Annotated in this window: 11 protein-coding genes, 1 tRNA gene and 2 pseudogenes; 3 read left to right on the forward strand and 11 right to left on the reverse strand. The window is 32.7% G+C overall.

Annotation, left to right across the window (positions count from 1 at the left end; genetic code table 11):
- Positions 1 to 49 precede the first annotated feature (49 nt).
- The 8 genes and pseudogenes from ABN212_RS10175 to ABN212_RS10210 all read right to left on the reverse strand — a co-directional run bounded on the left by ABN212_RS10175 (position 50) and on the right by ABN212_RS10210 (position 9514).
- On the reverse strand, positions 50 to 289 hold the full coding sequence (locus ABN212_RS10175) for a hypothetical protein (protein ID WP_196570373.1): 240 nt from the start codon (positions 287 to 289) through the stop codon (positions 50 to 52).
- A gap of 153 nt (positions 290 to 442) precedes the next feature.
- A pseudogene (locus ABN212_RS18880) lies at positions 443 to 951 on the reverse strand (contact-dependent growth inhibition system immunity protein).
- The gene (locus ABN212_RS10185; RefSeq protein ID WP_349443190.1) at positions 948 to 1220 is read right to left on the reverse strand and encodes a hypothetical protein; all 273 of its coding nucleotides are present in this window, start codon (positions 1218 to 1220) and stop codon (positions 948 to 950) included. The pseudogene ABN212_RS18880 and the gene ABN212_RS10185 overlap by 4 nt, the downstream one beginning before the upstream one ends.
- Before the next feature lie 279 nt (positions 1221 to 1499).
- Positions 1500 to 1706, reverse strand: a complete 207-nt coding sequence (locus tag ABN212_RS10190; RefSeq protein WP_349443184.1) for a hypothetical protein — start codon at positions 1704 to 1706, stop codon at positions 1500 to 1502.
- Between the two features lie 305 nt (positions 1707 to 2011).
- A pseudogene (locus ABN212_RS10195) lies at positions 2012 to 2152 on the reverse strand (contact-dependent growth inhibition system immunity protein); the annotation flags it as partial.
- A 20-nt stretch (positions 2153 to 2172) separates the two neighbouring features.
- Positions 2173 to 2550 carry a ribonuclease toxin immunity protein CdiI gene (gene cdiI / locus ABN212_RS10200; protein ID WP_196570376.1) on the reverse strand — a complete coding sequence of 126 codons (378 nt, stop codon included), beginning with the start codon at positions 2548 to 2550 and terminating at the stop codon, positions 2173 to 2175.
- Between the two features lie 11 nt (positions 2551 to 2561).
- A complete protein-coding gene (locus ABN212_RS10205) occupies positions 2562 to 7940 on the reverse strand; it encodes a DUF637 domain-containing protein (protein ID WP_349443185.1) in 5379 nt (1792 codons plus the stop codon).
- A 14-nt stretch (positions 7941 to 7954) separates the two neighbouring features.
- Positions 7955 to 9514: a ShlB/FhaC/HecB family hemolysin secretion/activation protein gene (locus ABN212_RS10210; protein ID WP_349443186.1), complete on the reverse strand. Its 1560-nt coding sequence runs from the start codon at positions 9512 to 9514 to the stop codon at positions 7955 to 7957.
- Between the two features lie 184 nt (positions 9515 to 9698).
- On the opposite strand from ABN212_RS10210, the gene modF reads away from it, so the two are divergent.
- Together modF and gpmA are read left to right on the forward strand one after the other, a co-directional pair.
- Positions 9699 to 11165, forward strand: a complete 1467-nt coding sequence (modF, locus tag ABN212_RS10215; RefSeq protein ID WP_349443187.1) for a molybdate ABC transporter ATP-binding protein ModF — start codon at positions 9699 to 9701, stop codon at positions 11163 to 11165.
- Positions 11166 to 11554: 389 nt separating this feature from the next.
- Positions 11555 to 12307, forward strand: coding sequence for a 2,3-diphosphoglycerate-dependent phosphoglycerate mutase (gpmA, locus tag ABN212_RS10220; RefSeq protein ID WP_099075932.1), 753 nt, complete (start codon positions 11555 to 11557; stop codon positions 12305 to 12307).
- A 67-nt stretch (positions 12308 to 12374) separates the two neighbouring features.
- Here the strand turns inward: gpmA and aroG are convergent, their stop codons facing one another.
- Complete coding sequence (aroG, locus tag ABN212_RS10225; protein ID WP_198620419.1) at positions 12375 to 13433, reverse strand: 3-deoxy-7-phosphoheptulonate synthase AroG; 1059 nt, start codon at positions 13431 to 13433, stop codon at positions 12375 to 12377.
- A gap of 243 nt (positions 13434 to 13676) precedes the next feature.
- Complete coding sequence (pnuC, locus tag ABN212_RS10230; RefSeq protein ID WP_269812636.1) at positions 13677 to 14405, reverse strand: nicotinamide riboside transporter PnuC; 729 nt, start codon at positions 14403 to 14405, stop codon at positions 13677 to 13679.
- A gap of 251 nt (positions 14406 to 14656) precedes the next feature.
- Here pnuC and ABN212_RS10235 point away from each other — a divergent pair, with 251 nt between their 5' ends.
- Positions 14657 to 15541 carry an aminoglycoside 6-adenylyltransferase gene (locus ABN212_RS10235; RefSeq protein ID WP_349443188.1) on the forward strand — a complete coding sequence of 295 codons (885 nt, stop codon included), beginning with the start codon at positions 14657 to 14659 and terminating at the stop codon, positions 15539 to 15541.
- Between the two features lie 168 nt (positions 15542 to 15709).
- Here ABN212_RS10235 and ABN212_RS10240 read toward each other — a convergent pair.
- Positions 15710 to 15785: transfer RNA gene (locus ABN212_RS10240), tRNA-Lys, on the reverse strand.
- Between the last annotated feature and the right edge of the window lie 4 nt (positions 15786 to 15789).

Genomic DNA, 15789 nt, shown 5'->3' on the forward strand with positions numbered 1-15789 from the left:
TGGTTTTGGCTTGATTAATATTTCTATTAAAAATGAGTAGCTAGTTTATTTACTCTGAATACATACGAGTAAAATAATCGCTAATTTTATTGTTATCGAGCAATCTATCTTTGGTAAAATCAATACTATCAGAAACTACAATATATTTTCTTAACTCTTCAGGAATATCTTTTATCGTTGCATAAATAGTTGGAACAATAAAACGAAAATAGTCAGCTATTTTCGTTTTACCTTCATAGCCTACTGGATAATTTTCATATAGTTCATTAAGAGCTTCAAAAAGAAACATTCCAATCTTTTTAATTCAAAATCAAATTATTTAATTATTTAATTATTTAATTATTTAATTATTTAATTATTTAATTATTTATTTTAGTATCCATTACCTAAAATTTACATATATATTACATTTCAATTATACAGGATTCTCACTTTCGTTAAGTTAAAATTTCTTAGTAGTACACCGACTAAATGCAAGACGAATACCCGAACCTATCTCATCAAATGAGCTATCTAACGATAAAATAACCTTATGAGATGCCCCAATTCCTTCCCACCCTTCAAGACTTGAATGGTAAGAAGGTGAAATTAATATTTTGTTATTAGAAAGATAAATAGAACAGTTTAGCATATTAGCTAAAAGTTGGCGTTTTGAGCGATAATCATATTTATACCGTAATAATTCTAACCATGAATTCCAGTTTTTTTTATATTTTCCTTTTTAAAGAGTTTGTCATATTCCTCATCTTTGAGCTGAGTTCGACTATTTTCTAAAACTTTAATTAAACTTTCACCAAGCTCCTTATTTGAACACGTTAAAGAAAGTATAATTGATGAAAAATTCGGATCGATTGTCATTAGCCCATAACCAGATTCAGTATTTAAGCAAAAAAATTTATCTGTCATTACTATCAAAGCACAATACTCATTATCGTTAATAAACGTCATCATTTTACCTGCGTTATCTTTACTTCAATATTCATACTTTTACCATAAGCTACCGCACGGTTAATTTCAATCCATTGAGCCTTTGTTGTCGATTGTAGTACAGCAAGCCAAATTTCTCGTTTTGCTATCATTTCTGAATGTAAATTGACTCCTGACAATCTATAACCTTCAAATTTTGCAACATCATCTATATTACCTTTAATTGTATTATAAATTTGTTTTGGTCGATTAAGTTTACTCATCGTTTGAGTATCTAGGCTTTTTGCACTTATTGCTACTTTATCTCATCATCAGAATACCCCTTTATTTTATGGATATTGATAAGAAGTTCTGGATAGATAGAATGTAAACTATTTATTAATTGAACATTTTTCATAAATAAACTCATATGATAAAAAATCACCTTACACATCATTAGAATAAGGTAATTTTATTTAAAACCCATTTAAACTATATAATTTTACATCATTAAATTTCAATCATCTCACCAATAAAATAATATTTTAAAATATTATTTATATTATTTCTTGTTGACTTATCTATTAAATACATTAGATAATCATTAAAATTCCAATGAGTATTTTTATCACTTCTTCATTTTCATCATACTGATAAACTTTATTTGGATTATCTGAATAAGTTAATAAAAATAGATGTTGCGTTTCTGACTCTATCGAAAAAAAGAAAGGTTTTTGATCTAATAAATCGTGTTTTTGTATGCCACAAAGCTCAGAACAACTACCTATTTGAAACTGCACATGATCTCTAACAGAGAAACTATTACGGTAAAATAACAACGAGGAATCACCAAAGAAACCACCACTGCAACGCCCCATACAACTTAGAAAATCATATAATTGCTCTGTTACATTAATACGATATAAACGTTCAATTTTTTTATCTCATCATCAGAATATCCCTTTATTTTATGAATATTGATAGGAAGCTCTGAATAGATAGAATGTAAATTATTTATTAATTGATTATTATTCATGGATAAATTCATATAATAAAAAATCACCTTACCCATAATTAACATAAGGTGATTTTACTTAGTATCCATTTAAATTTTACGACTAATACAACGCGTAAAAGCTTCTTTTATTGAGGCACCTAAAACCTCGTCACTACAATTGGTTTTCAATGTAATAATTGCACTGTCGGGTATTCCCTCACCTATCCAATGATCCATACATAAATGATTTTTGTATTTTACAATTTTATTTATAAACTAAAGTGATTTAATCTATTTTTTGATAGCAATATTTTAATTTTTATCTTATCTTCAGGATGAATTAACAAATACTTTTCACAAGATAATCTAATATATTGATAACAAGTATCTTCGCTTACAATAACAATATCTTTATCTGTTAGAGGATATCCTACTCCAAATTCAACACCTAAAAAATGATCAGATGCATCAGCGCTATTCATATCTGGGAAAAAACAATATATTCCATCAAGGACAAAAGACTCTTTTTGAACAATATTAGAAACAGCTTCTAAAAAACAACCTTCATTATATATAAGATCAAAATAACTTTTTATAGTCCAACTAGGCTCACTTTTTTCATAGGGTAATTCAAATAGAAATTTCATTAATAATGCTCCTACTTAGGATGGAAGTTAGTAATTATCTTTGTTTCTTTATCTAAATATACTCTAAAAGTAATGCCTTCTGATATTGCATCATAAGATTGCAAATTTTTATCTAACGCATTCTTATATCCATTTGCAGCTGCTTTTTGACCTAATTCAAGTATTTTTTGGTCTGAAAAAACTTTGGGATCATAAATTGTTTTTTTAAAAGGTTGAGCGCCATTACCTTTATAATGAGTTATTTCTCCGGTTTGGGGATGCTTCGCAGGTATTTTATATTCAATATACGTTATCCCTCGCACATTTGTTGGGAGCTCTTTTATAATTTTCAAATCTTTATCCTTTACAACATTATAAAATACATTAGCATTATGACCACCTGAAATTCCCATTTTCTGAGTAAATTTATCTACTGTAGCTAAATGTTTTGGTAATTCAATTTGGAAACTTATTCCATCAGGAAATGAAACTCTTGTTGTTTTTCCTATTATTTTAGCTGATGTCTTAGCTATAAGCTGAGAACTTCCTTTCGCAACTCCAACACCACCAGAAAATAAGCCTACGAGATCAAAAATGAGTTTTCCACTTTCAACACCCGCATTAAATGAACCAGATACACCTGCTCTTTGATATTCTGCTTCTAGCTTTTCAATACGATCGATATAAGATTGTTTAACCGCTTGAGTTAATGTATCCAAAGCATTATCACTTTGAATAACCGCTTTGATAGCTTGGTATGTTTCTAATGGATTTGTAGCAAGAGAAGCGAGCCCTTCAATCGTTTCATACAATCCTGTTGGTATACCTGCTACAAGGCCTGCATTAAACCCTGTATCTTGTCCTATATCTGCTGATAGCCATTTAAGATAAATTGCTGTCTTTTTAAAATAATTAGTTTCAGCAGATAATTCTTTCTCCATTAATTTTTGCTGATGATGAGAGAGATAATTGTAACGGAAACTATTTTCAGCCCCTCTAGCGCCACTATATACACCACCTGGCTCACCAGTAAAAATTCCACCTGCAATGCCACCAAATAATCTAACAAATTGAGCTTGTGATTCTGATTTTTTCTGCCACTCCTCAGCCTTAATAGTATTATCACCCAACGAAATAGCCGCAATTTCAGCAGCTAAACTGCCAACAATTGCACCTTTAACATTTCCTCCACTAATTTGGGCAGATAAACCAGATAATGTTGCATGACTTAACACCTTTCCTGCATGCCCTAATACCGCACCGTTATCACCAATTAGGTTGGCACCTTCTGCATGGAATTGACTACCAATATTGCTTAATAGCGCGGTTTTAAAATTATCAATAAAACTACCGCCTTGAATGGCAGTACCCAGTGTTGAGCTAACAACTGAATGCGAGGCGACACGCTGTGCAACTTGATTCCATGTTGCGTTATCAGTAAGCAGTAACTTACCTGTTGAAGGTAAGGTTCCTCCTTGGATTGCCTGATCCCACCCCATAAATAGGTCAAGACCTTGCAATGCCCCTGCCACCACCATGCTTGTAACAATAGATTTAGCGGTATCACTACGGCCGAGGGATTCAATAGTTTTATAAATACTGCCTTTGTTCTCAGCTAAAGAGACTGCAGCTTGAGATACTAAAGAGGCAAAACCCGCTTGTGCCGCAACCGATGCCGTTGAAGCCACACTGGCTGATGCACCTGCCGCAATGGTGGCTTCACTTGCCATTCCACCAATGGTTGCCGCCGTTGCAGTACCGTAAGTTGCAACCCCTACTGCGATGGCAATAACGGCACCGACAACAGGATTTAATTGCTGAGTTTTATCATCCCAATTGGAATAAGTGTCTTTAACTAAATTCCAATTAATATTTTCTTGACGTTGGAGATCTTTAAGCCAAGCATATTCTGGTGTATTACTTAAAACAGTTAATGCTTGTTCTAATGATTGCTCTTTTTGGGCTTTAATATCTGCAGTTATGCCTTTTGGGGCATCAATAGTAAGCTTTCCGCCAATATAAAGTTCAGGTAATACCCATGTTCCTTTGGTATATCCCTGATCACGCTGAGTAATATAAATATCTTTTGAATTGGTAATAACTTGTTTAAAGGCAGTGTTTTTTACTGCTTTAAAATTAACTTTTCCTGTTTTACTTGTTAGCTTGGCATTTTTTGCTGTATCAATTTTAGTAGCTTCTAAAGTGATATCATCTTTAGCAAATAAATTAATATTGCTATTTGCAATAAACTCGGTGACTTTATTATTGGTGTTATAAAATGTTTTCGTATATTTCTTTTTAGTAATACACAAAGTCCACCTATTACATTTTTTCTTTTCTTCTTTGTAATAACTGATTTCTTCCATCGCTTTCACGTAAAGGAACCCACCTTTAGCCGCGATATCAATCTCTTTATTGGCAGTTAATTTTGATGCCTGAAATAAAATACTGCCTTCAGATAATAATGTTAAATTATTACTACTATTAATTTCAGTACTAATTTGTTTACGAAGATCTTCTAACTCAGAACCCGATTCTTTACGAAAATGTGTTCTTACTGCTCCCAATTGAATATTGCCACCATTGGATATCGTAATGTCACCCTCTGATTTAAGTGAACCGCCTTCTGTGATTAAAGTGCCTGATGACGTAATAGAAATACATTTATTGCCGGTTATCGTTGCTGTGGCATACTGAATATCTTGAGCATCTTCATGGGGATCTTTAATAGCAGAATAAGCGTTTGCACCCAGCTTTATATTCCTACCTGCTAATACAATGACTTTATCTTTTGAATTTAATACTGTTGAACTTAAATCAATATCACGAGCGGCATTTAAAATAAGGTTATTATCTGAAAATAACTTAGATTGTAATTGAGGATAATGAATATCACTAAAGAAAGGATCGGCTTCTTTTATTGATTTAGAGGAAAGAAAAATATCCTGTCCGGCATTAAAGGTTATGGCTTTATCACTATGATATTTTATTCCTTGACTAATAATATCTTTACCAGCTGTGAATGTAATATCACCTCGTGCTTTCCAGCTTTCCGTTTTTGATAATGCAGTTTCTTGAGTATATAAATGGAAATACGGTAATATCTTAAAAAGTGCTGATTCATTTCTCTGAATTTTTATATTACCAGATGAAATTAAATTGAAAGAATTAGAATTATTAACTTCAATATTATTAAAAGTAATATCCCCTCCTGACTGAAATAAGATAGAATTAGGAACATTAATAACAGGAGGAGTTAAAACATTATTTTGATTAAATGCAGAAATGGGGTTTAATGTATAATTAATATTTCCATTTTTTGCAAGAACAACACTATCTTTTGCAGTTAAATCTACTTGGTTAAGTTCTATATTTTTATTTGAAATTAAACTTAACGAATTTTTAGATGAGAGTTGTACATCATTTATTGTAATGTCATCATTAGAGATAATAGATAGATCATTATTTGATTTTATATTTGATGATATATTAATAGAATCAGAATTAATCAGTATATTACTAGCTAAAATATTATATCCCGAGTGTAATTTGTTTATTAGCCTTTTTATTTTAGAATATTTAAATGGTACTTTAGTTTCTATATTTATAGAGTTTTTAAAATCTAAAGTTAAATTTCCTTTCGCCATGATATGTTCATTATTATTTTCAAATTTAAAATCATAACTACAAATATCAGTGGAAACATATGGTATATATTCATATTCTTTTCTATATTTCGATTTTTCAACCTGATTATTGGGGATTTCAAAAAGTGGATTTATTTCCGGAAAAACGCCTCTATTTTTATATATCACCCATTTATCTAATTGCCCTATTGAATAATCTAAAAAATAAGCATCTCTCCCAGTTAAAATTGAATTATTATTTGCAAAAATATATGATTGATGATTTGAGATACTATTGGATTGAATATATAAATTATTACCAGAGATAATTTTAGAAGCAATATAACTTGAAATTAAATCTATTTTTTTCCTCTCACTATTTATACCATAATCATCATTTAAATTTGCCATACCAAACCATTTCTTGTTTCTTTCATCTATTAACTCGGGTATGTAAGCAATAATATATGCTTCATAATTACCCTGAAAAAAACCGCTACTAGGATAAGGTGGAATAAATTGATTTCTAACACTGTAAAATTTTTTAGAATCAGGCTCTTGTTTTATCTCTTTAAATAAAGGTGTAATAGATTCATTAACCAACTTCTTTGTTCTAATAATCAAATCACCCTTTTCTGTTTTTATCGTGGCGGATTGATTTTCAATTAAACTACTGGGATCACCCTGTGCATTTTTTTGTATCCATAAATTATCTTTTGCTTGAATAAGTGCTTTTTCGCCTTTATTAGTGAGTTTATCTGCAAATAAACGCATATCTTTTTCTGAGATAATTTCACTATGATTAGTTAGCGCATGAGTTGCTAAAGTTATATCCCTTTTTGCTTTTAACTTTGCATTACTGTTAATTTGTAGTTCTTTACTGCTAACATTAATATCTTGTTCAGATTGAATATTGCCATTAAAGGTAATTTTTCCATCAACAGTTAAATTCATACTGTTTTGAGTTGTCTGAATATCACTTAAATTAACACCAACGCCCTTTTCTGTGCTGACTAGGCGTATTTGATTGGCATACATTCCCCCCAGTGCTTTTGTATCAATAGATATTGTTGGTTTTATACTTTCTCCATTAAGGCTATTTACCGTTCCTTTTTCAAAATCAATACGGTTATTTCCTTGCATTAAAGAAAGATTTTTAGCGTTTATTTTTCCATTTAATTCAATACTACGACTAATAATATCAGCATAATTTTGCAGCTCGGTATTCATACCATGTTTACCAATAACAACACTGCCTTTTTTTACTTCTATTGCTGAATAGGCACCTTGAGGGCTAAATTGAGGTTTTCCTGTCGTAAGCGTAATTGCAGGGGTATTAATAAACGAACAACCATCACACGTAATACCATTCGGATTTGCAATAACCACTTTCGCCTGTTCACCTGCAACTTCTAATTTACCTAATAACTGTGAATATCCATTTCCTACTACTTCATTAATAATTAAATGCGCTGCATTACTTTTTAAATTAGCATTGGGATTTACTTGTTTAGCTAATTGTGTATTAACAGGAATTGTTGCATTATTAAGTACAACACCTTGTTTACCAACATTAAAAGAATGAAATTGATTATGAGAAACACCAATATCATTAGGTGTTGCAATATTAATAATAGGAACTGTATTTTGCTGACTTATTTTTATTATTTTATCGGATGGAGTAATTATAGAACTCCAAGCGGGATGTAATGGGTAAATAGCGGTTAAATAAATAATGCTATAACTAATTAAACACTGTTTTTGAGAGATATCCTTTTCGTCCATAAAAACTCCAAATTTTAAATAGCCAAAGAAATAGACCAAAATAATGACCAGTGTTCTGGTTTTAGTGATTTTGGGTAAATTAACGGTTTATTCATTAATATCTGAGAAAAGAAAATGGAATGATAAAAAGAAACACCTATTGCGCTTCCTATTATTTTATTCTTCTTTGTTTCATATTTATCTGAATAAGCAACACCATAATCAAGTGCAAAAATAAAATTAACATCACCTAAAAAATAATTTATCTGTGGTGTGTTTATTTCATTACGCCAATAAAAACCATTATTTGCATTCAGGTTTGTTTCTTTATATCCACGGACTGCTTTTATTCCATCAATTGTTACTCGTTCTATACTATAAAGATTATCTGGCGTATATTGCCCATAAAATGACGTAATATAAGAAAATTTGTTAAGAAATAAATGTTGATAGCTTAAATTTATGCTTAGTTTTCGGTAATGACTACGAGGTGAGTTTTCAGCAATATAATCAGGTGATGCACCAAAAAAAGAAAGCCCCATTTCTACCATTGGATTAATCGTTAAATATCCTCGTTTGAGAGTTAAACTATATTGAGGACTAAATGATAAAGAGGTTAATGTGGGGCTATTTATTTGTAGTTTCTGTTGTGCTAATTGTGTCCTTACTTTTTTATTTTTCAGCGAACTCTTTAATATTATTCGCTGCTTATTATCACGATAGACTAAACGACTAATATCAAATTGCTGATCTCTATTTTTGTTTTTATAAGCGTGTTGAACATTATGACTGAGGAAAGGATAAGAGGATTGACTATGAGATAATTGATACTGATAAAACCAGTACCCATAAGGAATATTTACACTTGCAGAATAAGAGCGAGAATAGTGCGAACGAGATAAATCTGTATTTGTACTCAGTGAGAAACTCCATTGTTCGCCTAATCCAAATAACGAATCTATTGTTGTGGTATTGGCTAATAGAGTTTTACCTGTTGTTTTAGTACCTGAATTATCAAAGGTTAATTGATTTTTAAAAGGCAATTTTTTGTTGTTTTGAACAATAAAAATAGAAGAATCTCCCACACTATCGCTAGGTTTAATATCCAATGTATATTGTGCCGTTGTTAATCGATTAAGCTGTTCAAGCCCATGCTCTAAATCACGTAAATTAAGTCTTTTTTCTTTGTACGATGGAAAGATAATATTGACTAATCGAGAAGAAATATTATCAATAAAAATATCTTTTATTTTTCCCTCTATCACTTTAATTGTAAGTTTACTATTAGTGAGATCTTGATGAGAAATAAATGCTTGTGAAGTGATATAACCTTTTTTAATATATTCATTTGTTATAACACTAACAATACTCTGTATATCATTTACTGTTAAACATCGATGTAGATATTTTGATGTTAGTTTATTCTGCTTTTTGCCACTTAATAACTCAGCATTTTCTATTTTTATTTCATTAATCAAAAAACAATTATTTTTATCAACACCATTATTATTAATATTGGGAAAACTCATTTTACTTACTAATATTAGCAATAGAAATAATAATAGTTTAATCTTTTTATTTTTAAACTTATGCATATAAAAATCATCCTTGAGTTATTTTTTATATGATTGCATAAAATTTCTGACTAAATAGTTATCATTTTTTAAAAGACACTTAAGCTTTTTTTGCCTAAGAATAATTCAGCAAATATTGACAATTATTAGTTAACCCGATATTGGTAAGTACTCTACTTGCTCTAAAAAGCGACGGATAAAAATAATGAAATACTTGCAACTCAAAAAAACACAATTTCGATTAAGCGATACACTCTGTTTGCAAATTAATGATTTAACAATTAATGAAGGTGATAGTTGGGCATTTGTAGGCAGTAATGGAAGTGGGAAAAGCGCATTAGCAAACGCATTATGTCAAGAAAGTGTCTTGCTATCAGGTGAGTTCATTAATACCTTTACTCGTCCGATAAGCCTCTCTTTTGAAAAATTACAAAAAATAATCGAAGAAGAGTGGCGTCGCAATAACACAGATTTACTTAGTGAAGGTGAAGACGACACAGGTTTAACGGTTGCTCAAGTTATCCAAATGCAGGTAAAAGATAATGATAAGTGTCTTTTATTAGCAAAACAATTTGGTGTTGAATACTTATTATCAAGACGTTTTAAATATCTTTCTACTGGTGAATCTCGCAAAATACTGCTTATTCAACTGTTAATGAATGAACCTGATCTATTAATCTTAGATGAGCCTTTTGATGGTCTAGATATTGATTCTCGTCGTGCACTAAATGAATTACTCATACTATTACATCAACAAAATCTGACGATTGTACTTATTTTAAATCGTTTTAATGATATTCCTGATTTTATTCAACATGCAGGTTTACTTATTCATTGCGAATTAGTGGCTAAAGGTGAAAAGGAGTCGATTTTATCTGATTCAGTGATCGCACAATTATCTCACAGTGAAACACTTAAAAGCTTCGCATTACCTGAACAAGACTCGCCAGATGCAATCCCACAATTATCTCCCACACTTTCCCCAATCATTTTAAAAAATGGTGTAGTGAGTTATAACAACAAACCTGTACTTTATCATTTAACTTGGGAAGTAAAACCGCAACAACATTGGCAAATCTTAGGTCCTAATGGCGCAGGAAAATCGACATTACTAAGTTTGATTACAGGCGATCACCCTCAAGGTTACAGTAATGACTTAACGTTATTTGGCCGTAAAAGAGGAAGTGGTGAAACAGTATGGGAAATTAAACGCCATATCGGTTATGTCAGTAATGCCTTACACCAGAGCTATCGTGTCTCTTCAAGTGTAAAAAATGTCATTATTTCAGGTTTTCATGACTCCATTGGTATTTATCAGGCTATGACAGATAAACAGCTTAAACTCGCTGATGAATGGTTAGCATTGATTGGTTTAACAGCCCATGCCAATAATCCATTTCATTCCTTATCTTGGGGACAACAACGTTTAGTGTTAATTGTTAGAGCGTTAGTTAAGCACCCTACTTTGCTTATTCTAGATGAACCACTGCAAGGATTAGACACAACGAATCGACTCTTAGTACAGCGTTTTATTGATATCATGATAAGCCATAGTAATACACAGCTTTTATTTGTGAGTCACCATCAGGAAGACGCACCATTATGTATTACTCATCGATTGACTTTTATTAAAGACGGTGAAATTTATCGCTATCAGCAAGAAATTTGTTAAAGATGGATTTTTACTGTCATAATCAGGGCAATGATTTTAGAAATTAACGCTAAAATTAGGTCTGAATTTTTTATTTAAATCGACATTTTTTGCATATTATTTGAACAATAATAAATAAAAAATGTGTCGGTTTTATGGACGCAATCTTCGTCTATTTTTTATACAAAACGGATATTTTGTTTTTTTACGCCGATCCCGCTAGATTAATAGCTTGAACGATTAAGCAAAAGGTGTGACAACTGTGCAATAATTCATCGAACAAACGACATTTTTGACTTAATCCCCCTTGTTTTGTCACTTATGTTTGGCGTTCTTGTCGATGATCCATATAATGATTGAAGTGCTAATTTTAAACTTATATTAAGAAAGTAATTATAGGAGTCTAAACTATGGCAGTAACTAAGCTTGTGCTAGTTCGACACGGTGAAAGTGTATGGAACAAAGAAAACCGTTTTACAGGCTGGACTGACGTTGAGTTGTCCGAAAAAGGCCGTAATGAAGCGCAAGAAGCAGGTAAACTGCTGAAAGCTGAAGGTTTTGCTTTTGACTATGCATATACTTCTGTTCTGAAACGCGCAATTCACACCCTGTGGAACATTCTTGATCAAGTTGATCAACAATGGCTGCCAGTTGAAAAAAGCTGGAAATTAAACGAACGTCATTACGGCGCTCTGCAAGGCTTAAACAAAGCTGAAACCGCTGAAAAATACGGTGACGAGCAAGTTAAACAATGGCGTCGTGGTTTTGCTATCACTCCACCAGAATTAACTAAAGATGATGAACGTTTCCCAGGTAAAGATCCACGTTATGCATCTTTAACTGCGGCAGAACTGCCATTAACTGAAAGCCTAGCATTAACTATCGACCGTGTAACACCATACTGGGAAGAAGTTATCAAACCGCGTGTTGCTTCTGGTGAGAAAGTTATCATCGCAGCTCACGGTAACTCACTGCGTGCTCTGGTTAAATACCTAGACAACATGAGCGAAGATGAAATTCTTGAGCTGAATATCCCAACAGCTGTACCTTTAGTTTACGAATTTGATGAAAACATGAAACCAATCAAACGTTACTACTTAGGTAATGCTGACGAAATCGCAGCAAAAGCAGCCGCTGTTGCTAACCAAGGTAAAGCAAAATAATTTTATTTTGAGTTACATAAAAAAATGCCACGTAAAAGTGGCATTTTTTATACTCTAAATTTAATTATTACGCTTTATTACGACGAGCCACAACCGCATCTGCTAATTGGCGTAATAGCGTTTCGGTGTCATCCCAACCAATACATGCATCCGTGATGCTTTTGCCATAAACTAAAGGCTCACCGCTTTCTAATGATTGGCTACCTTCCACTAAATGACTTTCGATCATAACGCCAATTAATGCTTTTTCACCCGCGCTAATTTGTTGGCAAATATCAGCACCAACTTCCATTTGTTTCTCAAATTTCTTGCAACTATTTGCGTGACTGAAATCTACCATGACGTTTTGTGGTAAACCGGCTTTTTTAAGCCCTTCTTTTACAGCGGCAACATGTTCAGCACTGTAATTCGGCTCTTTGCCACCACGTAAAATAATATGGCAATCACCATTACCTGCTGTGCGCACAATGGCAGAATGTCCCCATTTGGTTACAGAAAGAAAACAGTGTGGCGATCCCGCAGCATTAATCGCATCAATCGCCACTTTAATGGTGCCATCTGTACCATTTTTAAAACCAACAGGGCAAGATAAGCCAGATGAAAGCTCACGATGAACTTGTGATTCAGTAGTACGAGCGCCAATTGCGCCCCAACTCATTAAATCAGCAACGTATTGCGGCGTTATCATATCTAAGAACTCGCCAGCCGTTGGCAAGCCACTATCATTAATCGTTAATAAAAGATTACGAGCAATGCGTAAGCCTTCATTAATATCAAAAGTATGATCCATATGAGGATCATTAATTAAGCCTTTCCAACCTACAGTTGTGCGCGGTTTTTCAAAATAAACACGCATTACAATTTCAAGTTTGTCTTTAAGCTCTTCTCTAATAAGACTTAAACGTTGTGCATACTCCAGCGCAGCTTTCGGATCATGAATAGAACAAGGTCCAATTACTACTAATAGACGATCATCTTTTCCAGCTAGGATTTGATGAATAGCTTCACGGGCATGACGAACTGTAAAAGCCGCATTATCAGTCGCTGGAAACTTTTCCAATAAAGCCACTGGCGGTAAGAGTTCATTAATTTGTGTTATTTTAAGGTCATCATTTTGATAATTCATTCCCGTGTATCCACTCTATGTTATCTAGTCAATGTTATTATTGCTTTTCCAATCTAACCATTCGTTTTCTATCTGTAAACACCCTTTCAATCTAAAGCACCTATAGTCACCTTTCTAAAAATTTCAACATAAAGGGAAATAGCGCATTTAAGCAAAATAATGATTCAAAATTGCGTTAATAATAAGAATAAAAACAATGAATAGTAAGGCTGGAGAGAAAGATAACTCTACCAGCCTTTTTTATTAGGAGAGATAATTATTTCTGCTAGAGCGTTTTGCTGTTTTGATCCACAAGCGAGAACCATTAATCGCGATAGCCAGTAAGATGATATATTCAACAGACATTGCATAAACACCTTGTTTGTAGAATATAACAATACTAATCACGTTAATAACAGACCAAACTAGCCAATTTTCAACTAGTTTTCGTGTCATTAAGATCATCGCGACAATAGAAAGCACTGTCATTGCTGAGTCCCAGAATGGGTATGCATCAGGTTCAAGAACTGGCGTAGCTAAATTTGCACCAAAGACATTTAATATATCAACAGCAACAACGGCTAAATAGCCAAATACAGTATCAATATTGAAAGTAAGAGCGGCAATGGCAGCTATTGAAACAACAATTAAAAAGAGACGATGACTTGATTTTAACCAACGTATTCTTAACTCCGCTTGCTCAAAGTCATTCACTCTGCTCCATGCATACCATCCATAAATATTGGCTGCGAAGAAGAAAATTTGAAGTAATAAGCTTGCATACAGCTGAATTTGGAAAAATATAATGGCAAATAAGGTGACATTAATCAGTCCAAATAAATAGTTAATAATTTTTTCCTGACTGGCAAGCCAAATACACAATAGTCCAGCAATAGTACCGACAGCTTCAATCCATGAAAGTGGATATCCTCCCTCTCCTAACGGAATATTGACTAAAAGATTATTAATACTAAACCAACTCATGACATCCATTTTACAACCCCGACTTAATCATAGAAAAAAACAAAGAAAATATGGGTTATTGCGACATCTTTGCAAAGTAGTAAAGATATATTATAAATTCATATTTATAATAGTACTGTGTTTTTGATACTAAATATTATGTTGCTAGTTAATAAAAATAACAAATAAATGTTTTATATACTAAACAAATTATTCTGATTCACTTTTTAAACAATAAAAACGACAAATAACTTTATACGTCTTACTTACTAGAGAGAAATATGGAGCCAACAACACGTTTAATCGATCACATACTATCTTTTGCCCTCCTTGATCCTAGAATTGAAGCTGTAGTACTAACAGGATCATTAGGCCGCAATAAAAAGATAGACAGTTATTCTGATATTGATATAGAGCTTATCGGTCATGGTGCGACTGAACTCGCAAAAAACCGACATTGGTTATCACAATTTGGTGATGACCTTGTTAACTTACAATTAGAGTGTGAAGATCCTAAAGGTAAGCTTTGGCCTATTTATTTACATGTTTTAGCTCAAGGTCGCAAAATGGATATCATGATGGCAGAGCCTGAACGTATTTTTAACATGAAAAGTGAAGGGCTCAGCCCAGTTTACCAGCGTGGATATCAAATCCTACTTGATAAAACAGGTTTATGTGACGGGCTTCCTGAAATTAGCGTTATAACGCCTCCTATGCTTTCAAAAGAGGAAGCTTACAGTAATGCTCAAGAATTCTGGTTTGAAGCCACACAAGTCGCTGTAGCCATTCTACGCCATGAGTTTTGGTTTGCTAATTATCGCATGAATGATATGCGTGAATGGTTGATAGCCTTACTTGAACAAGTTGCATTACAAACATCAACACAAGATGTGTGGTATCAAGGAAAAAACCTAAAAGAGTGGCTACCTAAGTTTTATTCATTACGTTCATTAGAAAGTACACTTGCAATGAGTACCCCTTATGAAGCCGCTGCCGCCCTTTCTGTGATGATGGCATTTTTTCTTGATGCTTCAAAACAGCTAAATCACCCAATTGATACTGCGATAAAAACGCAAGAACTTGTCAGTAATTGGCTAATTGACAATGAATTTTTGACTGAAAATGAATACACTCGGATTACATCATCGATTGTTTGTCATTACTGATTTCAATGTGATTGTTAATTAAAGCGAGGTAGTTTTTTCAATTTTGAGAAAACTATCTTCATTGTTTAATAAAACAATGCACTGCATTATCAAAAAATAGAAAAATAGCTAAGAGTTTGTTTACTGTTCTGTTTAGGGAATGATAGATATACGGAGAAGGGATTGAAATGGTGGGTCGTGGGCGATTCGAACGCCCGACCAATTGATTAAAAGTCAACTGCTCTACCGACTGAGCTAACGACCCATTT

The organism is Proteus genomosp. 6 (assembly GCF_040139785.1).
Classification (GTDB): domain Bacteria; phylum Pseudomonadota; class Gammaproteobacteria; order Enterobacterales; family Enterobacteriaceae; genus Proteus.